The organism is Clostridium sp. SHJSY1 (assembly GCF_031626875.1).
Taxonomy (GTDB): Bacteria; Bacillota; Clostridia; order Clostridiales; family Clostridiaceae; genus Clostridium.
In genome coordinates, this window is the sequence record NZ_JANDMF010000040.1 from 22972 (window position 1) to 44027 (window position 21056).

At 27.8% G+C, this 21056-nt stretch carries 29 protein-coding genes and 1 other annotated feature; of the genes, 4 read left to right on the plus strand and 25 right to left on the minus strand.

What is annotated here, in order from left to right; all coding sequences use genetic code 11:
- Positions 1–34: 34 nt before the first annotated feature.
- The 13 genes from NNC19_RS16865 to NNC19_RS16925 all read right to left on the minus strand — a co-directional run bounded on the left by NNC19_RS16865 (position 35) and on the right by NNC19_RS16925 (position 11019).
- Complete coding sequence (locus NNC19_RS16865) at positions 35–1573, minus strand: DUF2828 family protein (RefSeq protein WP_310939845.1); 1539 nt, start codon at positions 1571–1573, stop codon at positions 35–37.
- A gap of 160 nt (positions 1574–1733) precedes the next feature.
- Complete coding sequence (locus NNC19_RS16870) at positions 1734–1922, minus strand: hypothetical protein (RefSeq protein ID WP_310939846.1); 189 nt, start codon at positions 1920–1922, stop codon at positions 1734–1736.
- A gap of 18 nt (positions 1923–1940) precedes the next feature.
- Positions 1941–3854, minus strand: coding sequence for an ABC-F family ATP-binding cassette domain-containing protein (locus NNC19_RS16875; protein ID WP_310939847.1), 1914 nt, complete (start codon positions 3852–3854; stop codon positions 1941–1943).
- 170 nt (positions 3855–4024) lie between these two features.
- Positions 4025–4429, minus strand: coding sequence for a hypothetical protein (locus NNC19_RS16880; protein ID WP_310939848.1), 405 nt, complete (start codon positions 4427–4429; stop codon positions 4025–4027).
- Between the two features lie 74 nt (positions 4430–4503).
- Complete coding sequence (locus tag NNC19_RS16885; protein WP_310939849.1) at positions 4504–4803, minus strand: hypothetical protein; 300 nt, start codon at positions 4801–4803, stop codon at positions 4504–4506.
- A 65-nt stretch (positions 4804–4868) separates the two neighbouring features.
- Positions 4869–5624: an exodeoxyribonuclease III gene (locus tag NNC19_RS16890; protein ID WP_310939850.1), complete on the minus strand. Its 756-nt coding sequence runs from the start codon at positions 5622–5624 to the stop codon at positions 4869–4871.
- Between the two features lie 124 nt (positions 5625–5748).
- Positions 5749–5874: a hypothetical protein gene (locus tag NNC19_RS16895; RefSeq protein WP_310939851.1), complete on the minus strand. Its 126-nt coding sequence runs from the start codon at positions 5872–5874 to the stop codon at positions 5749–5751.
- A gap of 55 nt (positions 5875–5929) precedes the next feature.
- A complete protein-coding gene (locus tag NNC19_RS16900) occupies positions 5930–6127 on the minus strand; it encodes a hypothetical protein (protein WP_310939852.1) in 198 nt (65 codons plus the stop codon).
- Between the two features lie 16 nt (positions 6128–6143).
- Positions 6144–6890: a hypothetical protein gene (locus tag NNC19_RS16905; protein WP_310939853.1), complete on the minus strand. Its 747-nt coding sequence runs from the start codon at positions 6888–6890 to the stop codon at positions 6144–6146.
- A gap of 456 nt (positions 6891–7346) precedes the next feature.
- Positions 7347–8714 carry a PFL family protein gene (locus NNC19_RS16910; protein ID WP_396136447.1) on the minus strand — a complete coding sequence of 456 codons (1368 nt, stop codon included), beginning with the start codon at positions 8712–8714 and terminating at the stop codon, positions 7347–7349.
- A gap of 19 nt (positions 8715–8733) precedes the next feature.
- Entirely contained in the window at positions 8734–9003 is a 270-nt protein-coding gene (locus tag NNC19_RS16915; RefSeq protein WP_310939854.1) for an ACT domain-containing protein, read from the minus strand.
- A 53-nt stretch (positions 9004–9056) separates the two neighbouring features.
- Positions 9057–9222: a binding site (T-box leader), on the minus strand.
- Between the two features lie 91 nt (positions 9223–9313).
- On the minus strand, positions 9314–10255 hold the full coding sequence (locus NNC19_RS16920) for a hypothetical protein (RefSeq protein ID WP_310939855.1): 942 nt from the start codon (positions 10253–10255) through the stop codon (positions 9314–9316).
- Positions 10256–10359: 104 nt separating this feature from the next.
- Complete coding sequence (locus NNC19_RS16925) at positions 10360–11019, minus strand: DNA-3-methyladenine glycosylase (RefSeq protein ID WP_310939856.1); 660 nt, start codon at positions 11017–11019, stop codon at positions 10360–10362.
- Positions 11020–11204: 185 nt separating this feature from the next.
- Here NNC19_RS16925 and NNC19_RS16930 point away from each other — a divergent pair, with 185 nt between their 5' ends.
- Genes NNC19_RS16930 through NNC19_RS16940 form a run of 3 tightly spaced genes read left to right on the plus strand, consistent with a single transcriptional unit; the run spans position 11205 to position 12318 of the window.
- Positions 11205–11480 carry a spore coat associated protein CotJA gene (locus NNC19_RS16930; protein WP_310939857.1) on the plus strand — a complete coding sequence of 92 codons (276 nt, stop codon included), beginning with the start codon at positions 11205–11207 and terminating at the stop codon, positions 11478–11480.
- A complete protein-coding gene (locus NNC19_RS16935; protein WP_310939858.1) occupies positions 11477–11737 on the plus strand; it encodes a spore coat protein CotJB in 261 nt (86 codons plus the stop codon). Before NNC19_RS16930 ends, NNC19_RS16935 begins: the two co-directional genes overlap by 4 nt.
- A 2-nt stretch (positions 11738–11739) precedes the next feature.
- Positions 11740–12318 carry a manganese catalase family protein gene (locus NNC19_RS16940; RefSeq protein ID WP_310939859.1) on the plus strand — a complete coding sequence of 193 codons (579 nt, stop codon included), beginning with the start codon at positions 11740–11742 and terminating at the stop codon, positions 12316–12318.
- A 70-nt stretch (positions 12319–12388) separates the two neighbouring features.
- On the opposite strand, the gene NNC19_RS16945 is transcribed toward NNC19_RS16940, so the two are convergent.
- The 5 genes from NNC19_RS16945 to NNC19_RS16965 form a co-directional block, all read right to left on the minus strand.
- Positions 12389–12676 carry a spore coat protein gene (locus NNC19_RS16945; protein WP_310939860.1) on the minus strand — a complete coding sequence of 96 codons (288 nt, stop codon included), beginning with the start codon at positions 12674–12676 and terminating at the stop codon, positions 12389–12391.
- An 11-nt stretch (positions 12677–12687) separates the two neighbouring features.
- Complete coding sequence (locus tag NNC19_RS16950) at positions 12688–12900, minus strand: hypothetical protein (RefSeq protein WP_310939861.1); 213 nt, start codon at positions 12898–12900, stop codon at positions 12688–12690.
- A 57-nt stretch (positions 12901–12957) separates the two neighbouring features.
- Entirely contained in the window at positions 12958–13227 is a 270-nt protein-coding gene (locus NNC19_RS16955) for a spore coat protein (RefSeq protein WP_310939862.1), read from the minus strand.
- A gap of 17 nt (positions 13228–13244) precedes the next feature.
- Positions 13245–13433 carry a hypothetical protein gene (locus tag NNC19_RS16960; RefSeq protein ID WP_310939863.1) on the minus strand — a complete coding sequence of 63 codons (189 nt, stop codon included), beginning with the start codon at positions 13431–13433 and terminating at the stop codon, positions 13245–13247.
- Between the two features lie 125 nt (positions 13434–13558).
- Positions 13559–14491 (minus strand): DUF2935 domain-containing protein, encoded by a 933-nt coding sequence (locus tag NNC19_RS16965; protein WP_310939864.1) that lies wholly within the window; start codon positions 14489–14491, stop codon positions 13559–13561.
- 210 nt (positions 14492–14701) lie between these two features.
- Between NNC19_RS16965 and NNC19_RS16970 the strand changes: the two genes are divergently transcribed.
- Positions 14702–16009, plus strand: a complete 1308-nt coding sequence (locus NNC19_RS16970) for a lipase (protein ID WP_310939865.1) — start codon at positions 14702–14704, stop codon at positions 16007–16009.
- Between the two features lie 44 nt (positions 16010–16053).
- Here the strand turns inward: NNC19_RS16970 and NNC19_RS16975 are convergent, their stop codons facing one another.
- From NNC19_RS16975 to NNC19_RS17005, 7 genes are all read right to left on the minus strand, one after another.
- The gene (locus NNC19_RS16975; protein WP_310939866.1) at positions 16054–16410 is read right to left on the minus strand and encodes a hypothetical protein; all 357 of its coding nucleotides are present in this window, start codon (positions 16408–16410) and stop codon (positions 16054–16056) included.
- 124 nt (positions 16411–16534) lie between these two features.
- Positions 16535–17701 carry an iron-containing alcohol dehydrogenase gene (locus NNC19_RS16980; RefSeq protein WP_310939867.1) on the minus strand — a complete coding sequence of 389 codons (1167 nt, stop codon included), beginning with the start codon at positions 17699–17701 and terminating at the stop codon, positions 16535–16537.
- A gap of 200 nt (positions 17702–17901) precedes the next feature.
- Positions 17902–18732, minus strand: coding sequence for a transporter substrate-binding domain-containing protein (locus tag NNC19_RS16985; RefSeq protein ID WP_310939868.1), 831 nt, complete (start codon positions 18730–18732; stop codon positions 17902–17904).
- 486 nt (positions 18733–19218) lie between these two features.
- Positions 19219–19365, minus strand: coding sequence for a hypothetical protein (locus NNC19_RS16990; RefSeq protein WP_310939869.1), 147 nt, complete (start codon positions 19363–19365; stop codon positions 19219–19221).
- Between the two features lie 111 nt (positions 19366–19476).
- Complete coding sequence (locus tag NNC19_RS16995; RefSeq protein ID WP_310939870.1) at positions 19477–19794, minus strand: DUF1540 domain-containing protein; 318 nt, start codon at positions 19792–19794, stop codon at positions 19477–19479.
- Positions 19794–20351 carry an NADH peroxidase gene (locus tag NNC19_RS17000; RefSeq protein WP_310939871.1) on the minus strand — a complete coding sequence of 186 codons (558 nt, stop codon included), beginning with the start codon at positions 20349–20351 and terminating at the stop codon, positions 19794–19796. The genes NNC19_RS16995 and NNC19_RS17000 overlap by 1 nt, the downstream gene beginning before the upstream one ends.
- 102 nt (positions 20352–20453) lie before the next feature.
- Entirely contained in the window at positions 20454–20672 is a 219-nt protein-coding gene (locus NNC19_RS17005) for a hypothetical protein (RefSeq protein WP_310939872.1), read from the minus strand.
- Positions 20673–21056: the final 384 nt, after the last annotated feature.

Below are 21056 nucleotides of genomic sequence, written 5' to 3' on the forward strand. Positions count from 1 at the left end.
CCCATTTATCCTTTCTTACATGTATTAGCAGAATTTAATCTCCATTATACACTTTGTTATACCTTATATTTAGAAGTACTTCATCATCCAAATTACTTGAAGATATATCTTGACCATTCATAATAAATTTAAACATTTCATTCGAATATCCAGAAGCATATTGAAAGCCATTACTATCTTCTAGTATTTTACTATTTTCTCTATAGCTATCAATCTTCCAAAAACAAAGATTAGGTATTTCATACCCGCTTTTTGACCATTTTTCTTTAATTTTTCTATAATCTTTTTCATCTAAGAAATATTTTTTTTCATTAGAATTATTTTCACTAGTAAATATTATTTTACATTTATCATCTAAAATAAATAATACTCTTCTAGGTATATTTTCTTGATTTATTCCATTTTTTATTGCAGCAAATAATATTAAATCTAAAGCAGCATCTACATTTATCTCTTCTGTCAATGACTTTTCAGTTAAATCTTTTATCCTAGATATAAGCTTATCACCCTTTACCCTAACTAAATTAGGCTTTGGCACCATAGTTATAACATAATTTTTGTATTTATCTTTATTTTTATCTAGTAAATATAATGAGGTTCCAATTCCACCATAATATATAGCTGGTTTTAAATTCTTATTTACAGATTTACTTGATAAACCTAAACAAACCAAAGTATCTCCATACTGACTATTAGTAAATGTAGGAATTTCATTCCATCTTTCAGAATAATACACTTTACTATATTCAGTTGCATCATTAATTATATGATTAATTATATCGTATGGATATAACTCATCCTTATTTTCATCTATTTGTTCTTCTACTACTTTTTCATCTTGTATTTTATTTAAATATTCAATATATCGTTCTTTATCATGCTTTAAAAAAGCTTTATTATACTTACGTATAGCACTAGAACTTAAATCTTCATATTTAACTTCATCCCAATTTCCTTTACTTATAGTATCCTCTACTATATTAACTCTCTTCCTAAGATGAGAAAGTAATACTCTATATTCCTTTGAAGATAAATCCAAAGCAATTCTTGTTTTTCTAGCTAGTTCTTTTGTCCTCTGAGAAGATGCATTTTCTGATTTTAACCATTTACTTAAAGTTGAAGGATTTTCTGATTTTAAATCAATTTCTATTTGTTCACGAATTATATTAATAGCTTCATATTGAAATTCAGTGTCAAAAAGACTATATAAATCATCCCATCTACCATAGATAGGAATTAAATCAATATTAGCTGCTAAATATGAACTTTTTATTTTTGCTAGATGATTTAATATCACTCTAAAAATTCTTCTTTCTCCAAGACCTTCTTCTTTATCTCTTACATAAAATAATAATTTCATTGCTGAGAGTGGATTCTCATCATATGCTGCCATAAATAAGTTAATTATTTCATCTTCTTTTTCTCCTCTAAGGAAACCTGCTTTTGCATAGAAATTCAATAAATTGTTTTGTTTTGCATCTTCAATTAATGAATATTCTTCTAAGTCATCATATAATTCTTTATCAGAATAAAATATATCCTTCTTTAAAGAATCTAAAAATTCAAACCCCAAAGCACTACCTCCTTTTCTACAAAATAGACAAGACACCTTTAGTTTACTTTGCTGTAGGTGTCTTTACCAAGATACTTAATATAAAAAAATAAGCTGTATGTATCTTTTTAATATATGTATATGTAAATTTTTCTACATTAAGTACACATAAAAAATTATGTTAATTATTTACTTCCTTCAGCTTTGTTATTAAGTTATCTTGGATATATTCTGATTTTGAAAATCCTTTTCTAAAAAACCTTATCTGTTTATATTTTACTCCTTGCATTTCAAAATCTAATACATCTATTCTATCACCTTTAAAAATTATTGGTTCTTTTTTTCCTTTAATTATCACATGGAGCTCCAACTAAGATCACCTATTTCTCTATTTATTATTTTTATATTCTTCTATTTTTAATGCTAAATTCTCTAGGTACTCATATCTTTCATATTTTTCTAATAGCGCTTCTTCTATGTTTTCCTTTTCTTCCATAAGTTCTTGAAGTTTACCATAAGATGCTGAGTTTTTAGCCATTTCCTTTTCTATATTAGAAATCTTATTTTCTAAAGATTCTATTATTTCTGGAATTTCTTCATATTCCTTAGACTCTTTAAATGAGAATTTAGGTTTATTCTCTCTCTCTTTTGTTCTTTTATTTCCTTGCTTTTCAGATTTTTTTTCTTCAGTTTCCACAGAATTTTTTTCTAATTCCACAGAAATTTGATAGTCACTATAATTTCCATTATATGCTTTAATATTTCCTTTGTCTTCATAAGAAAATATTTTATTACATATTCTATCTAAAAAGTATCTATCATGTGATACAACAACAACAACGCCTATAAAGCTATCTAAAAAATCTTCTAATATATTTAAAGTGTTAATATCTAAATCATTGGTAGGCTCATCTAATAATAGAACATTTGGAGCTTCCATTAATATTCTTAAAAGATATAGTCTCCTTCTTTCTCCACCTGAAAGTTTTTCAATTTTTGTATATTGCATACTTCCATCAAATAAGAATCTTTCACACATTGTTGATGCAGTTATCTTACTTCCATCACTAACTGGTATGTATTCTCCACCTTCACGAACGTAGTCTATAACTCTCATGTTCATGTCCATTTCTTTATCATCCTGAGCAAAACAGCCTATCTTTACAGTTTCACCTATATCAACAATTCCACTATCACTTTGAATTTTTCCTCTTAATATATTTATAAAGGTAGATTTTCCTACACCATTTGGACCTATTATTCCTATTCTGTCCTCTTTTGTGAAAATATAATTAAAATCTCTAATTAAAGTTTTGTCATCATAAGATTTATTTAATCCACTGATTTCAATTATTTTTTTGCCAAGCCTAGTTCCTACAAAGTCCATCTCAACATCTGTTTCTGGTTTAATATATTCTCTGTTTACTAATTCATCAAATCTTTGAAGCCGTGCCTTTTGCTTTGTAGTTCTTGCTTTAGCTCCTCTTCTTACCCACTTCAATTCCTTTTTAATCAAGGATTGTCTTTTTTGCTCTTCTGATTCTTCTCTTTCTACTCTCTCCATTTTCTTTTCTAGAAAACTTGTATAATTACCATCATAGCTATATAGATTTCCCCTATCCAATTCAATAGTTCTATTAGATACCCTATCTAAAAAATATCTATCATGAGTAATCATTAAAAGTGCAACCTTTGTAGAGTTTAAATATTCTTCAAGCCATTCAATAGAATCAGAATCTAAATGGTTAGTTGGCTCATCTAGTATAAGTAAATCACAAGGAGTTATGAGTGCTGAAGCTAATGCAACCCTCTTTTTTTGTCCTCCAGATAAATTTTTCATTTTCTCTTCGTAATTTGTTATTCCTAGCTTGTTTAATATACTTTTTGCTTCGCTTTCCAAATCCCAAAGATTAAGATTATCTATTTCAACTTGTAATTTCAATAACTTATTATTTAATTCCTCTGTATTATTTGTATGCAATTTATCTAAAATTTGTTCATACTCCATCAGAAGCTTTAGTTCTCTAGTATCTGCCCTAAAAACTTGCTCTATTACTGTAGCTTCTTCATCAAAATCAGGATTTTGATCTAAATACTCTACTCTAGTATTTTTATTTATTATTAAATTACCTTCAAAGAACTCATCTTTGCCTGCTATAATCTTTAATAAAGTTGACTTTCCAGCTCCATTTATACCAATGATTCCAATCTTGTCTCCTTCATTTATTGAAAAGTTTATATTCTTTAATAATACTTTTTCACTATAACTTTTATTTATATTTTCTATTGTAACTAAATTCATTTTAATTACTCCTTTTAATCTATAATAAATATATCTTTACACAAAGATATCATAAATTCTTTTTATAAAATATACATTTTCCTTAAATATCTACTTAAAATGCTACATTATTAATATTAGAAAGTATATTAATAAAATTATAACAGAAATAATTAATTTTTCAGCTAAAATCAAATAACTTTATCTATTCTCTTAAAAGCTATTTCCTTTGTAATTGATGCTGTTTCTTTTTCTATGTTAACTTTATATATCACAGGACATCCTTCTTCTCTCCACTTCTTCATATATCTTGCACTTGCCTGCAATGCATAATAATATTTTTCATCATAACTATCAGAAAATTCTAAATAACTGAATATGGATTTTTCATCTATATTAATAGCTTCTTTTGGAATGCTCTTAAGTATTATTGAAAGAAATCTTTCTGGCATTCTATAATTATATTCCCCTTTTATTTTTTTACTTTCAAAAATTACCCTTTTTAATACCCTATACTTATCTATAAGGTCATCCTCTACTTTTAACTTTACTAAAAAATCATCTCTTTTGTTTTTTTCAAGTTTTATTTTTATCATTATGTCACCTCTAATTTGAACTACAATAAAAATGCACTCATTTAAAAATTTAAAAGAGTACACTTAATTTAAACTTATAATTTAATTTTTTTCTTTTTCACTACAAATAAAGAATTAAATCCATTTAAAATAAAAAATACAATTGAAATTCCTGCGGTAGCCATTACTAATGTACTTGAATCTAACTTATCCCCAAAAATAACTTTTATTACAGAATAAGATATCAATGATGTAGCTGCTACTCCTAATAAGTGAATAAATACTTGCATTCCTTTTTTCTTATTCATTGCCCTAAGTAATGAAACTACTTCAATTAATGTAAATAAAATCAGACAGGCACAAATTACCATATTAACAATTGACATGTTAGCCATTAATTTTGTCACTCCTATCATAAAATATCCTGAATTAAATTATAACATTTTTTCTTATTAAAAGTCTATTCAATTATTAACTCTACAGGGCAATGGTCTGACCCTAAAATATCTGTATGTATTTTGGTATCTACAAGCCTATTCTCTAAAGATTTTGAAACTAAGAAATAGTCAATTCTCCATCCTGCATTATTCTTTCTTGCATTGAATCTATATGACCACCATGAATAAATTCCTTCTTGTTCAGGATAAAAATATCTAAAGGTATCTATAAAACTATCATTTAATAACACTGTAAGTTTTTCTCTTTCTTCATCAGTAAATCCTGCATTTTTTCTATTATTATTAGGATTTTTTAAATCTATTTCTTTATGAGCTACATTTAAATCTCCACATACTATAACAGGTTTATTTTCTTCTAGTTTATTTAAATAGTTTTTAAAATCATCTTCCCACTTCATTCTATAAGGAAGTCTTGCTAGTTCATTTTGAGAATTAGGAGTATATACTGTTACTACATAGTAATCATCAAACTCTAATGTTATAACCCTCCCTTCCTTATCGTGCTCCTCTATTCCAATTCCTAAAGTTACATTCAATGGTTGAATTTTAGTAAAAATGGCTGTGCCTGAATAACCTTTCTTCTCTGCATAATTCCAATAACCGTGATATCCAGGTAAATCTAAATCTATTTGCCCTTCTTGTAATTTAGTTTCTTGAAGACAAAATATATCTGCATCTAAAGAATTAAAGATATCCTTAAATCCCTTTGTCACAATTGCTCTTAACCCATTTACATTCCAAGAAATCATTTTTGTCATGTGTATATTTCCTCCTTTATGATAATATTTCTCTTAAATAATTTATACACAAAAGAGTAGGTCATGTAAACCTACTCCTAAAACTTTTATTTATATACACTTCATACTTTACATTTTTATGTATCTATTTTTCTTTACTTTTTAGATGTATAAATCGCCTAACCTCTTTATATAAATCTAATTTAGCAGGCTTAATTGTAAGTGGTTCAAATTTTTCTATATCTCTATTCTTTATCTTTATTTTAATCAACTAACTACTCCAAATAACTGTTTCTCATTTATACTATTAAAAAGTCTTAAAAAAGTTACTTAGTTCCTGTAATTATTTCTTTTTTTATTCTATCGAATCTATCATTATTGCTAATTGCTTCTTTTCTTAAAGTATCTTTTAAGATTTCAGTGATAGATATCTGAGGAACATCAATTACCTCTTTTTGATTTTCATCCCCAAGAACCTTTGAGAGGTTTTTATATTTTCTACCTAGCGTAACCTTAGAACTCATATAGCTATCTCCCTTCCTATAAATTGCTGATGTATTCATCTAGCTCTTGCAAAGCTTTATCACTTAGCACATTTGTGATTACTGTATCAGTATATTTAATTAAAGCATAAATTATGTTTCCAAAATAAGTGATACAATTTTCTTCTTTATCAAAAGAAACTATAACAATAGCATTTGTCTCAATTAATTCCATAGAAACTGGTACAAACAAATAATTACTTAATCTTACAATATGGCCTGAAATAATTTTATCTAAAGTATTTGCTTTTACTATTATACTACAATCAACCTCATCTACAATAGATTTAAGTTCATTTTCTTCATCATTACATATAACTCTTGCATTAACATTCTCCATAGTCTCTGAAAATAATGTTGTAACTATCTCAGAATAAAAGTCAAAAAATATATCTATATCATACTCTTTGCTAAGATCAATATCATAAAATTTAGCCCTAACAATATTATCCATAGCATCTATTAATTTTGCATTACTCACAGTAATACTGCTTGTTAGAGATGAAATATCATTTAATCCCTCTATTATTTTAATCTTATCTTCAAATTGAACCTCAACTGAATTTGTACTTATTTTTAACATCTTTATACTTCTTGATACTATTCCAATAACTATTATATTAATAACTAAAAAAATTGAGAAATACATTAGAAATACAAAAGTTGTTTTAGAAATCCAACTTGGAGTTTTTTCAATTGAACCTATAATATTTTCATAATTTGCCCTATAAAAATATATAAACAAAAAAAAATCTATATTTATAAATAGATATTTATACTTCTTCAAGTTTATATTTAAATTTTCCATATAATCATAAATTAATGAATATATTATAGATACTATAATTGATAACAAAGCAAAAATAGTAATTAAATTTACTCCGCCTTTAATTACAAATCCTTTTTCACTTAATTTTGATACACAAATTCCTAAAATAAATGAAATTACTATTGATAAGCAATATGTTACACATTTTATTTTATTTCTTATTATAAATGGCTTTAAATATTTCTTTATAATTGTAATCTCCCCCTATTTTAGAATTATATACTTAATTATACTCTAAATGCCATTTATTTCAATTATTATTTTCCAGTTTTTCTTAATTAATACATTGAGTGTAACAAAATTTTTGCAATAAAAAAGATGATGCAAACTATCTAAAAGTTAGTTTGCATCATCTTTTTATAAATTACTATTCTAATTTTTAAATGAATGAATTGGTGCCGGTATTCTTCCACCTCTTGCTGCAAATAATTCAGAAGAATTTTCATTAATTTTCATAACTGGAGCTCTTCCAAGAAGTCCCCCAAATTCAACCATATCTCCAACTTCTAGACCTATAGCTGGTATTATTCTAACAGCAGTTGTCTTATTATTAATAACTCCGATAGCTGCTTCATCAGCTATCATAGCTGCTATTGTTGAAGCTTTAGTATTTCCTGGTATTGCAATCATATCAAGTCCAACAGAACAAACAGCTGTCATAGCTTCAAGTTTTTCTAAATTAAGAGACCCATTTATAACTGCATCTATCATCCCTGCATCTTCAGATACTGGAATGAAAGCACCACTTAAACCTCCAACATGACTACAAGCCATAACTCCACCTTTTTTAACTGCATCATTTAATAAAGCTAAAGCTGCAGTTGTTCCATGAGTTCCTACACATTCAAGTCCTATTTCCTCTAATATATGTGCTACTGAATCTCCAACTGCTGGAGTTGGCGCTAAAGAAAGGTCAACAATACCAAATGGAATATCTAATCGTCTTGAAGCCTCTTTAGCTACTAATTGCCCCATTCTAGTTATCTTAAATGCAGTGTTTTTTATGGTGTCTGCAACTACATCAAAAGATTCCCCTCTAACTTTTTCAAGAGCTCTTTGTACTACTCCTGGACCACTAACTCCAACATTTATTACCCTATCAGCTTCTCCTACTCCATGGAAAGCTCCTGCCATAAATGGATTATCTTCAACAGCATTTGCAAATACAACTAACTTCGCACAACCAAATCCATGCTTATCCTTAGTAAGCTCTGCTGTTTCTTTTATTATTTCTCCCATAGTTCTTACAGCATTCATGTTGATTCCACACTTTGAAGATCCAACATTTATAGAAGAACATACCTTTTGTGTAACTGCTAATGCTTCTGGGATTGACTTGATAAGTATTTTATCACCCTTTGTGCATCCTTTATGTACTAGTGCAGAAAAGCCTCCAATAAAATCTATTCCAAGTTCATTTGCTGCTCTATCTAAAGTTTTTGCAAATTCTACATAATTATCTTCATTGGTTGCTCCTCCAATTATAGAAATTGGTGTTACCGAAACTCTTTTATTAACTATAGGAATTCCAAATTCATTTTCGATTTCTCTTCCAACCTTAACTAAATTTTCAGCTGAAGACATAATCTTATTATATATTTTTTCTCTAGCCTTATCCCCATCTGGATCTATACAATCTAATAAAGATATCCCCATTGTTATGGTTCTAATATCCAAATTTTCTTCTTCTATCATTTTTATTGTTTCTAATACATTTTGTGGTGTAATATTTGTGTACATTGTTTGCCCCCTTTTTTTCTTATAGTGAATGCATTGAATTAAATATTTCTTCTCTTTGTATCTTTACATCTACTTTTAATTCTTTTCCTTTTGCTATTAAACCATTTTTTACTTCTTCAATATTTACATTTGCATTTGTTTGATCTAAAAGCATAATCATTGTGAAATATTCATCCATTATTGTTTGTGTAACATTTAAAATATTAATATTAAACTTTTGTAATTCACTACTTATACCTGCTATAATTCCAACTTGATCTTTCCCTATTACTGTTAATATAGATTTCATAACACCAACTCCTAAATTAAAATTTTTATAAAATAAAAAAAGCCTATACCAAACAAAGGGACGAAAAAATTTCCGCGGTTCCACCCTTCTTGGCACTAGCCCTACTTTACTCTTATTATGCTCCAAGGCTCCATTCATAATATTCCCATAACTATTCTCAGCCATACATAGTCTCTCTAAAAAGTTCCTATTATTACTATTCCTCTTCTCTGCATTTATTAATTTAAATCAATTTTATATAAATTATTCAAATTTGTCAAATATTTTTTTGTTTTAGTGACAGTTTCTCAAAAGAAGCTGTCACTATTACTCACATACAAATACTTATTGGCACAACAACAACAGAAACACCTTCACATTTTAATCTTGGCATTTTAGGCATTATAATTCCATTTGAGTTTAAAAGATTACAATAAGATGTGCAACTATTTAAGACACTTTCATAATAATCATGTTGTGCTGTTTTCCTAAGCAAGCTAACACATTTACCATTAGGTGCAACACTTATTACTTTACCAAATACAGTACAAGGACAATCAACTCTATCATATATATATGCATTATTGTTCATAAAAAAATTTTCATTAACATTAATGACGACAGGTGTATCTCCACAAGTTAAAATCATATCTTTTGTAGAATTTTTGCTTAGGATATCATTTAAATGTCCAATAAGTGAATTCATCGCAGTAAAATTCATAATCTGATTATTTCTAGAACTAATCATCTTATTTAAAGAATCACATCCAAAACAATTAAATACTGTTAAAAGTGAATCTAAATAAGAGTTCACTGATTCTGTAGTTAACTTTCCTCTAATTTGAACATAATCTCCTTCTGATAAATCACCTTCATTTATTGTTTTATTATTAAAATTTTTTATAGCATTAGATTTATTCAAGCTACTAATCACTTGTCTATGGAATGAAAAAGTTGTATAAATTTTTTTAAGTTCTTCCTCTACCCTTACAAAATCTCTATTTTCCACTCCAGCAGAAGTACTATTTCCATTGTCAGTTTGCTCAACATTTACACAATTATTAGTTTTATATCCTTGCCTATCATCCTCAGTAAATCTATCCTCACCAAAAATACGTTCACGGCTATCTATTCCAGCTCTTCCTGTTATGGTCTTATCCTGAACAAGTCTTGTTGTTCTAACCTCAATATATCCACTTAAAAATAAAGAGGATAAATTTTTAACTAGACCTTCATCTAAATACATGAAGAGACTTAAAAGATCTTCATCCATAAATCCACGTCCTAAATTTATAGTTTCATAATAATCTACTATATAAAAACAATTTTATTCCTATCTTCCATAGAATTTGAAGATTATTTTCACTCCTTACCTTTTCATTTTATTATTTTATCCTTTTTAGAAACGAAACCATTATCTATATAATAAAATCTATATAAAAAGTCTTTTGCTTCTTCCGCATATTCAATTCCAATTCTCTTACTTTTTACTACATCTCCTGTTTTATCTTCTTCTCTTTCTAAAAGTTTTTTAATCTCTTCATCTTTATCCACAATAAATAATTCTTTATCCCATAATAGTATATTATTTAATCTCTTATCTATATCTAAAGCTAAACATAATTTTGAAGGCCCTGATGTTAAATTTCTTATTTCTTTTTTACTTAATTCATTATAATTTTTTTTTGTCCTTCTTTGTGACATAAAATCTAGCCCAAATAACGGTTCAATAGCTCTTATCAACACACCTTGAGGTTCTCCTTTCTTTTCTGTAATGGCATTTAAACAATAATATAATCCATAAATTTGATAAATATATGCTGTACCTTCTTGGCCATATAATGGCATAACCCTATCTGTCTTTTTTCCACCATATACATGTGCCCCTTTATCATTAACTCCTAAATATCCTTCAGTCTCTACTATTTTTCCACCTATATATTTTCCATCTACTTTATGTATTAAATATTTCCCTAATAATTCTTCTGCTACTAACAATGTCTTTCTACCATAAAATTCTTCTTTAAGAACTCTCACACTATCTCCCCCTTACTAATTTTACTTTTTACAGATCACTATACATTCCATTATATCCTTTAATTTGCCAAAACATAACATCTCTCATATTATTATTGCATAATTAGTTCCATTTCTATTCACAATTCCTTTAATTTATACATAATATGATTTTGTAGGTACGAAAAACGAAAGGAAATATAATTATGTACTATCAAAGAGACGATAAATGTATTAACTGTCAAGATTGTATTAATGATCCTTATGATGTTTCTTGCAATACCATCTGTCCTAGCACCAAGAAAAATTGCTGTGAATCTTATAAAGTATTTGACCCTGAAATGTATGCTAAAGCAAATATTTGTATTCATCCATATGAAGACTTATTTAATATAAATGATGCTTTTGCTGCTGGAACAATATTTAAAAGCCTTTATAGCCCTTACTGTGAAGTTAAATATATTAGGGGGTGTACTTTATGAGCCCACATGAACATCTAAACAAAATTAGAAAACTGTTATTTTTTGCTGTAGATCTTAATCTTTATTTAGATAACTTTCCTGGATGTAAAAAAGCTACAGATGACTATAAATTTGTTTCAGATAAGCTAGAAAAACTCATTTGCGAATATGAGCAAGCATATGGCCCATTATCTAATTTTGGTTCAGCTTATATTGAAAACCCTGAAGCTTGGATTAATACACCTTGGCCATGGGAAAATCGTAAAGGAGGTAAATAACAATGTGGTATTACGTTAAAACTTTGCAACATCCTGTTAACCTTAAAAGTTCAGATCTTAATATGGCTAAACTTTTAGTAACCCAATACGGTGGACCTGATGGAGAATTAAGTGCTGCACTTAGATATTTAGACCAAAGATATACCATGCCAACCAATAGATCAAAGGGTTTATTGACAGATATTGGTACAGAAGAAATGGCTCATGTTGAAATTATAGCAACCATGGTTTACCAGTTAATGGAGAATGCTTCTATTGATGAAATAAAGAAAGCTGGATTAGCTGGCCACTATGCTGATCATGGTAAAGCATTATTTTATACTGATGCTACTGGAAATCCTTGGACTGCTACTTACATCCAAGCTAAAGGGGATCCTATTGCAGATCTTCATGAAGATATGGCTGCAGAACAAAAAGCAAGAGTCACTTACGAATGGCTTATTAATTTAACTGATGACCCAGATATAAAAGAGATTTTAGGATTTTTAAGAGAAAGAGAAGTTGTACACTATCAGAGATTTGGTGAAGCTTTGATGCATGTACAAGATATCGCTAAACCCAGTGATATTTATTGCAAATAAAATTAATGTTAAGTCCCAATTCAAATAACATTATTTGAATTGGGACTTTTATCACATAACCAAAATCTTTTTATAATATCCCTTTTGCTTCTTCATATTCTTTTCTTAATTGTTCAGTTGGATCATCATATACTGAATACCATTCTTTGCTAATTAAAATATCAGTTAACTCAAAATGTTCATTTACTGCATTATCTAATTGATTTTTTAAGATTTCCCTTAACTCTGGATTTGTAGCCTCTGCTGCAGCTGAAGTTAAAGAAGTAACTCCAAATTTTGAATCCTTTATCATATCTTGTGCAATCTCTTTTTCTGTTAGATTGTTATCGCTTCCAAGTAGTTTATCTAAAAATGACAATTCTATCACCTCTATTGAATACTAAAATTATTTTTAATAAAGTTTTCTATGGTACTTATATTTTCTTTTTTACTATCTAAGCATTTTTCCATAAATGATTCTAATTCATCATCATTAACCTTAGACATTGAATCTTGTATTTTTTTAGCTCCAACAACATTACTATCCAATAATTCTCTAAGTTCAATTATTTCATGAGGTGTTAATTTACCTTTTTCTTCCATGTACTTATCCTCCTAATTATGTTATCAGTTTTTAATTCTAACATAAAAGTTAATATTTTATTGAGTTATTGAATTTATTTCTGATAAGTCTTTTTGCAATTGTTGCTCAGGAGTTGCATATGCATCATACCAACCTTTACTTACTGCTATATCAGATAATCTACAATGTGAATTAACACATGCAGTTAATTGATTTCTAAAAGTATCTCTTAACTCAGGATTTGTAGTTTCTGTTATTGCCTTTGCTAAAGATGTTACTGTTGCCTTTGAACTTGTTAATAAATCCATAGCAACATCTTTTTCTGTTAAAGTAGTACTTTGATTCATTTTGTTCACCTCTTTTGCTATTTATTTCCCAATACAGATTGGATGTTTTTAAGTGCAGTCTTCTTTGATGCAATGCTATCTTGCATAAAGTTTTTTAATTCACTATCATTAACCATATTTATATTTGCACTTATCTTTTTAATTCCTAACATTTCTTGACTTATAAATTCACGAGCTTCAAGTGCTTCATGTGGTGCTAATCTCATAAAAATCACCTCCTAACCTTAATAGTATTTTATTTTCGTAACTTATTTATCCTTGGTAAAAAAAAGAAAACTCTAACATCTTTATTTATTTTTAAAGATGTTAGAGAAAAGTAGATTTCCATTCTTTATAAGTTATTTTTATTTAATTTTTTTCTATAATTTTTTAATATTCTTATAAAATGATTTGCTTCCCTTAATACATGATCTGCAAGAAGTGGTAAAATAATAGATTCAATCTTTCCATCCAAAATCCCCTTGGTTCCAGTTTCCTTAAATTCTTTAAATTTCAAAGTCTCATTTAAATTTTCATTTGTAATTCCTAGTAAATTGATTCCAGTAACATCTTTTACATTTTTAAAAAGATAGTCAAAATTCTCTGCAAAAATATTTGTTATTTTAAATAGTTCTTTTTCTGAAGGATCTAATAAACCTCTAATGGTTTCTGCATGCTCCATCATAATTTCATCCCAAAAAACTTCATTTTCTTTAATATCCTCATAATCCATGTCACTATCATCTTCTATCTCTATTATACTGGCCTTATATTCATTAGCTTCATGTATTATATGTTTAATTAATGATGGGTAATTGGTTGTAAATATATTGAAATCTAGAACTTCATTTAGTATTTTTCCCTTAAAGTCTAAAAATTCATCTAAAAGTCTATAAATATTTCTATTTAATTGTTTAATATTTCTAATGGTCTGATTACGAATATGTGGATTGCTACCACATTCTAATTTAGATTCTTCCCCAGTAATTCTCTGATTTATCATAATTCCAGTATAATATTCAGTTTTCTTTTCAGCATCTAATGTATAATTTGTTACCATTTCTCCAGACTCTAAAAAACTTTCTCTTATCATACCCCTACTTAATCTTAAAGTTTCTGATAAATTTTTTTCAAATTGTATTTTATAATTGTCAGCTTCCTTTGCAAGTTTTAAGTTCTTTGGTGTAAATGCAATTTCTAAGAAAATGGCATGTTCTTTCATAATTCTTAAAAAAAATAAATGTAACTCGATAGATGAGATTACGTATTTTCTTTCATTAAACATTAATCTGCTCCCAAAATTATTCTATTATATTATATGAATATCTACATTTTGTGTACTTTATAAATTTTCATGAAATCTTTAAGAATTTCTATATATATTAAGATACTTCAACCACATGACCAATAGTCATTATTTTTATCTTTGACATATTATGTAAACTAAATTAAACTAAAACTGTACGTACAATATCTAGTATTATAGGAGGTTCTTATGAAAAATATTAAAAAGATATTTGTTTCGTTTTTGTTAAGCTTATTTATAATTTTTGCTATGCCACTTAATACACTAGCTACAACAAATTCAGATAATAAATCATCAACTACTACTAATAATAATTTGCCTAATTTAAACAATAATTACCCTATTGTAATGGTTCATGGTCTTTGTGGTTGGGGAAATACAGAAATGTTCAATGAAAATTACTGGGGAGGTAATACAAGTTTAAAAGAATTACTAAATGACAAAGGATATACTGTATTTACTCCAACTATAGGACCCATTTCCAGTAATTGGGATAGAGCTTGTGAATTATATGCCTATTTAAAAGGTGGTACTGTTGACTATGGTGAAGCTCATTCAAAAAAACATGGACATGCTCGTTATGGGAGAACATATTCTGGGGTATACCCTCAACTTGGAGAATACTCAGCTAAAAATGAATTACAAAAAATTCATCTATTTGGACATAGTATGGGTGGACAAACTAGCAGACTATTGGCTAAGTTACTTGAACAAGGTGATCAAGATGAAATAAATGCTACTGGAGGTAAAACAAGCCCCTTATTTACAGGAAACAAACATTGGATTGACAGTATAACAACACTTTGCACTCCTCATGATGGTAGTACAGAAGCTGAAATGCAAGATAATTTTGAACCTTATGTTCATCAATTTTTTGCTGCTATAGCTGCAAATGCTGGATTAAATTCATCAACTACTGCAAACTTTGATTTAAGACTAGATCAATGGGGACTTAAAAAGAATTCAAATGAATCTTTAGATAATTATATAAACAGAGTATTTAAAAGTAACATATGGAAAGATACAAAGGACTTAAGTATTTGGGATTTATCTTTAGAAGGTGCTAAAGAATTTAATATTAAAGTACCTGCATTAAATGATATATACTATTTCTCTATATCTTGTTCAAATACACATAAAGATTTATTTAGTAATTATCAAATTCCTAATATAAATATGCATCCTCTTATGATTAAAAGTTCAATAGCTATGGGAAGATATACTCAAGATGAACCTAATAAAGTAAAAGTTGATTCAAGTTGGTGGGAGAATGATGGTTTAGTTCCTCTTATATCGGCTATTGCTCCACATGAAGGATCTACTGATAAAATAGTAAATTATAATGGTAATCCCCAAATCGGAGTTTGGAACTACATGGGTAATATTGACAATATTGATCACTTAGAAGTAATATTTCAACATCAGCTTCTTTATCGTAATTATCTACAAAATAAATATATATCATGGGCTAAACTCTTATATAGCCTACCAAAATAAAAATAAGGCTGTATCAAAAACTGATACAGCCACATTAAATTTCTTTAACCTATTAATTCTTCTCTGAGTTCATCAAATACATGCCCTAATTTTTCTTCTTCTCTATAGTAAAGATACATATCTGCATTCTCTGCATCTTTAATAACCTCATTTAATGGTAAATCTTCACTATAGAAAAATTTTGAATAAGCATTTACACTGTCAAATACTGCTAATGCTTTATGCCTATCCCATAATACCCACACAGCCCTATCTTTTTTAACTTTAGGGCAATAACTTTCAATTAAAATTTTTACAAAGTCTTTTAATTTACAGTTATTCATAATTTCAATAAACTCACTATTAGGTGCACTTCTGTCATCCTTAGTGGAGACACTTTGTCTTTCCATTTTTACTCTCATAAATTTTCTCCTATATACCCGTATTCAATTGAGTTTACCCTTTACTTATCTCAATCGCACTTAGTAATTATACAACATCATAATCTAATAGTAAATAACTTTTTTCCCATTTTTTGTATATAAATTATAATGCTAATTTATATACATTAACTACATCTTCAGTACTTAAAGGATGGAAGGTTCCAAGTTTTCCTCTTTTAGTTACCTTTTGTGCCATCACTTCAAATTTTTCTTCATTTATCCCAACTTCTCTTAATGTCATAGGAATCCCAAGACTCTTAAAGAACTTTGATGTTTCTTCTATTGCTTTATTAGCTATTTCATATTTATCTAAATTCTTATCTATTCCCCATACATTAACCCCATATTGAGCTAATTTATCTACTGTAGCATCATTCAATGAATATTTCATTAAATGTGGAGTTAAAATTGCTAATCCAACTCCATGAGTTATATCATAAAATGCACTCAATTCATGTTCCATAGGATGAGCTGTCCAACCTATATTCTTAGTTCCAAGTGATATCATTCCATTTATAGCCAAACTTGATGCCCACATTAAATTTGCTCTTGCATCATAATTAGTTGAATCTTCTACAGCAATTTTGCCATACTTTATACAGGATTTTAATAAACCTTCTGCTATACTATCTTGAATATCCACAGCATTTGTATGTGTAAAGTAACTTTCAAAAATATGACTCATTATATCTGCTGTACCTGCTGCCGTTTGATATTTTGACACTGAATATGTATACTCTGGATCTAGAATAGACACCTTTGGCTTCATTAATTCACTTGCTGTACCTATCTTTTCATTAATGCTCATATTACTAATTACTGCATTCTTATTCATTTCTGAACCTGTTGCAGCTAAAGTTAATATAGTAACTAAAGGCAATGCATTTCTAATTTTTCTTGGATTTTTAACTATATCCCATGGATCATTTTCATAATAAGCTCCTGCTGCAATAACTTTAGCACAGTCTATAGTGCTACCTCCACCTACAGCTAAAACTACTTCAATATTATTTTCTTTGCAAAGTTTTACCCCTTCCCTTACTGATTCTATTCTTGGGTTTGGATCTATACCTGAAAGTTCCATATAAGATACATCACTATTTTTTAAAATTTCAATCATCTTATCATATAAACCTATTTTCTTTATACTTCCACCACCATAAACTATAAGCGCTTTTTTTCCATATTCCTTTATAGAACTCCCAAGCTTCTCTATTTCACCTTTACCAAAATAAATTTTAGTTGGTATTGAATAATAAAAATTTTCCATAACTACATACTCCTTCTAGACAAAAATTATATTTATTATAATTTTACACCTTAAAGTTAACTTTAAGTCAATATCATTTACAATACCTTATATAAGAAATCAATAATTCTTCTAGAATATTTTCAATCATACAACTTTCCAAAGTATTTTTCTAAAAAATCAAAATCAAACATCATTATCTCCTCTATTAAAGCTTTAACTTAAGAATTATCTTGATTCTTTGCTGCTAAATCATTTGCATTAATTATAAATTTATCTAATTCACCTGAATCTTTAAGCCTCTTTATAGTTTTATTTATAGATTCTAAAAGTTTTGATGAATTTTTTCTTATTCCTATGGCATTTCCTCCACCTTCATCTTCAAATTTAATATCAGAAAGTACTAGTTCTGGATTTGACTTTATGGCCATATTTCCTACTGGTTCTTCTGTGATTAAAGCATCTACCTTTCCTGTCTTTAATTCAAGGACTAAGTTATTAACATTAGCTAACTGATGCAATTCTGCATTTTTAACTTTTTCTTGTGCTATTTTTTCTTGAGTTGAGCCTAATTGAGCCCCTATTTTTTTGCCATCTAAATCTTCAACCTTTTTATATTTCTCTTTATCCCCAGATTTAACCAACACTGCATGTTTAGATTCATAATATATATCTGAAAAATCTATTTGTTTTTTTCTCTCTTCATCAGGATTCATACCCGAAATAATCATATCAATTTGTCCAGCTTTAAGAGCTCCTATTAATGGATCAAATTCCATTTCCTTAATTCCTAAATCAACTCCTATATCTTTTGCAACTTCATTAGCCAAATCTATATCAAACCCAACTACTTTATCTTGGCCATCTATAACGGCATGAAACTCATATGGTGCATAATCTGCACTTAATCCTACAACTACTTTTTTGTTATCTTTAATTTTATCTAAAGTTTCTTCTGATTCTTTTTTCTTTCCTCCACACCCTACAACAGATATGAACAGAGTTCCTATTAAAGCAATTATACCAATTTCTTTTAATATTCCTTTTCTCATTTTTATATCCTCTTTTCTTTTATAATATAATTTTAAACATTAATTATTATATTTACCTCTTTTAACTTGCCATTAAAATATTTTATTAAATTTTCACAAGAAATTCTTTGCAGCTCTTTTCTAGAAGCATATGAGTAAAATGCTAAATGAAAATTTATCTATTTAGAAATTTATTTTGCCCTAAATTGAATTTTTTGATTCTTTAATACATCTAGCTTTACCCCACTTATCTAGATATTACACAAAACTTTAATCAAATCTTTCTCATTAACACTAAAATTTCTAACTTTATGTATAAATAAAATAAGGTGCCATCAATACCAATATAGTATTTCATGACACCTTAGTCTTATATTTTTTCATGCATTATTTAACTAAAAAATAACACCTCAATTAATCCTTGTTAATTGACTATTGAATAAATAAAGCAATTAAAGTTTTTTACTAATTTATATTTTTTATTATGATTTTAGAAACAATATCCTACTATTTCATCTTTTTCTTCATCTTTTTAAATGTCTTAGTATTCATAACAAAACTGACCATATCTTCTGCTAATTCCATTAATAAGTTTTCTTTAGCTTGTTTTTTACTCATTTTTGCTTTTAAATGACTAATTCCCTTATTTTTCATATCTATTTCACCTCCATTATCAATCTACTATTTGTAGTTTTTACATAAATCCAGTGAATAAACTATGATATAATTGGAATTACTGTATATTAATCTACTTATAAATTAATTTTATTTTCTTTGAAAACTCTCACATAATGTTTCATCATATATTTCTGCAGTGTTTCTACCCACACTAATTTGATTTAAATTGCATAATGTATTTTCATTATGTTGACACCCTTTAACAAAACAGACAAGAGTATCACAAGGCCCTTGACAATTAGTATTATTGGTAAGATCACTATAGAGAAGCTTATTCAAAAATGATCCACAACAAGTTTGAGTATCTTGCTGAGCTGCATTTCCTCCAATATTTACTCTATTTGCATAACATGCACTATTATTATTATGAGAACATTTTGTTGCATCACATTGAATTCTACTCATTAGTTATCTCTCCTATCATTAAAGTATCTTCCTAATAATCCTTTAAAAGCTCTTCCATGCCTTGCTTCATCTTTACACATTTCATGTACTGTATCATGAATTGCATCTAAATTTTGTTCTTTTGCTTTGGTTGCTAATTTCTTTTTACCTTCACAAGCCCCATACTCTGCTTCAACTCTAGCTTCCAAATTTGACTTAGTATCAGCTACTACAACTTCGCCTAATATTTCTGCGAACCTTGCTGCATGATCTGCTTCTTCAAAAGCTATTCTCTTATATGCTTCTCCTATTTCTGGATACCCTTCTCTATCAGCTTGACGACTCATTGCTATATACATCCCAACCTCTGTACACTCACCAATAAAATTAGCTCTTAAATCTTCAATGATATCTGAACTTACTCCTTTTTCAACTCCAATAACATGTTCATCTGCCCAATGCATTTCATCTGTAATTTCTTTAAATTTGGTCTTATCAACCTTACAAACAGGACAAATTTCTGGTGGTTCATTACCTTCATGGACATATCCACAAACTGTACAAACATACTTCTTCATCTAATACCCTCCTAAAACTTAATATAATTTTATTATTCCAAAATTAGACTTTTTAATACTAAAAAAGAACCATCTAAAAATATTTTTAGATGGTTCTTTAAATTATAATAATTTAACAACAATTACTGAAGTAGCTCCTACTAAAAAAATAAGAAACGATATTACTACAGAAATTTTGATATACTTTGTCCCCTCCTCATAGTTTCTATTTGATTCATCATCATTTCCAGTTACTTTTTTTAAATATTTTCTACTTTTTACAAAGCAAAATAAATTGCATAATACTAAAACTAATATTATTGCAATAAAAACAATCTTCATATTTTATTTCTCCCCTTCAAATATTGTAAATAACTAAGTTCCATACATAAGCAAAAAATATATAAACTTTCGATTATTATACCATTGTAACTTATAAATATCTACAAACATATACTGATTATATGATTTTAATACAACATAATGGAGGTAGTTTAATGTTTAGGTTTTTCTTGTATAGTTTTTTTAATATATTTAAAGAGCCATATGAAAATATAACGCCTGAAAAATTAACGAAATTTATATCTAATAAAAATCTTATTAATGACATAATTAATAAAAAAAAATTACAATCTATGTGGAGAAGTAAATTAGGAAATATAATTCTTAGCAATCATTATTCGTTAAAAAATTTGGAAGTACGAAAATCTACAAATCATATTATGC

What these genes read in the sequence shown, in the direction of transcription:
- NNC19_RS16875 (WP_310939847.1), bottom strand. Translation starts at nt 3,854, where the DNA reads ATGAATTTAGTTACAATAGAAAATATAAATAAAAGTTATAGTGAAAAA.
- NNC19_RS16880 (WP_310939848.1), bottom strand. Translation starts at nt 4,429, where the DNA reads ATGATAAAAATAAAACTTGAAAAAAACAAAAGAGATGATTTTTTAGTA.
- NNC19_RS16885 (WP_310939849.1), bottom strand. Translation starts at nt 4,803, where the DNA reads ATGGCTAACATGTCAATTGTTAATATGGTAATTTGTGCCTGTCTGATT.
- NNC19_RS16890 (WP_310939850.1), bottom strand. Translation starts at nt 5,624, where the DNA reads ATGACAAAAATGATTTCTTGGAATGTAAATGGGTTAAGAGCAATTGTG.
- NNC19_RS16900 (WP_310939852.1), bottom strand. Translation starts at nt 6,127, where the DNA reads ATGAGTTCTAAGGTTACGCTAGGTAGAAAATATAAAAACCTCTCAAAG.
- NNC19_RS16910 (WP_396136447.1), bottom strand. Translation starts at nt 8,714, where the DNA reads ATGTACACAAATATTACACCACAAAATGTATTAGAAACAATAAAAATG.
- NNC19_RS16915 (WP_310939854.1), bottom strand. Translation starts at nt 9,003, where the DNA reads ATGAAATCTATATTAACAGTAATAGGGAAAGATCAAGTTGGAATTATA.
- NNC19_RS16920 (WP_310939855.1), bottom strand. Translation starts at nt 10,255, where the DNA reads ATGGATGAAGATCTTTTAAGTCTCTTCATGTATTTAGATGAAGGTCTA.
- NNC19_RS16930 (WP_310939857.1), top strand. Translation starts at nt 11,205, where the DNA reads ATGTACTATCAAAGAGACGATAAATGTATTAACTGTCAAGATTGTATT.
- NNC19_RS16935 (WP_310939858.1), top strand. Translation starts at nt 11,477, where the DNA reads ATGAGCCCACATGAACATCTAAACAAAATTAGAAAACTGTTATTTTTT.
- NNC19_RS16940 (WP_310939859.1), top strand. Translation starts at nt 11,740, where the DNA reads ATGTGGTATTACGTTAAAACTTTGCAACATCCTGTTAACCTTAAAAGT.
- NNC19_RS16950 (WP_310939861.1), bottom strand. Translation starts at nt 12,900, where the DNA reads ATGGAAGAAAAAGGTAAATTAACACCTCATGAAATAATTGAACTTAGA.
- NNC19_RS16955 (WP_310939862.1), bottom strand. Translation starts at nt 13,227, where the DNA reads ATGAATCAAAGTACTACTTTAACAGAAAAAGATGTTGCTATGGATTTA.
- NNC19_RS16960 (WP_310939863.1), bottom strand. Translation starts at nt 13,433, where the DNA reads ATGAGATTAGCACCACATGAAGCACTTGAAGCTCGTGAATTTATAAGT.
- NNC19_RS16965 (WP_310939864.1), bottom strand. Translation starts at nt 14,491, where the DNA reads ATGTTTAATGAAAGAAAATACGTAATCTCATCTATCGAGTTACATTTA.
- NNC19_RS16970 (WP_310939865.1), top strand. Translation starts at nt 14,702, where the DNA reads ATGAAAAATATTAAAAAGATATTTGTTTCGTTTTTGTTAAGCTTATTT.
- NNC19_RS16975 (WP_310939866.1), bottom strand. Translation starts at nt 16,410, where the DNA reads ATGAGAGTAAAAATGGAAAGACAAAGTGTCTCCACTAAGGATGACAGA.
- NNC19_RS16980 (WP_310939867.1), bottom strand. Translation starts at nt 17,701, where the DNA reads ATGGAAAATTTTTATTATTCAATACCAACTAAAATTTATTTTGGTAAA.
- NNC19_RS16985 (WP_310939868.1), bottom strand. Translation starts at nt 18,732, where the DNA reads ATGAGAAAAGGAATATTAAAAGAAATTGGTATAATTGCTTTAATAGGA.
- NNC19_RS16990 (WP_310939869.1), bottom strand. Translation starts at nt 19,365, where the DNA reads ATGAAAAATAAGGGAATTAGTCATTTAAAAGCAAAAATGAGTAAAAAA.
- NNC19_RS16995 (WP_310939870.1), bottom strand. Translation starts at nt 19,794, where the DNA reads ATGAGTAGAATTCAATGTGATGCAACAAAATGTTCTCATAATAATAAT.
- NNC19_RS17000 (WP_310939871.1), bottom strand. Translation starts at nt 20,351, where the DNA reads ATGAAGAAGTATGTTTGTACAGTTTGTGGATATGTCCATGAAGGTAAT.
- NNC19_RS17005 (WP_310939872.1), bottom strand. Translation starts at nt 20,672, where the DNA reads ATGAAGATTGTTTTTATTGCAATAATATTAGTTTTAGTATTATGCAAT.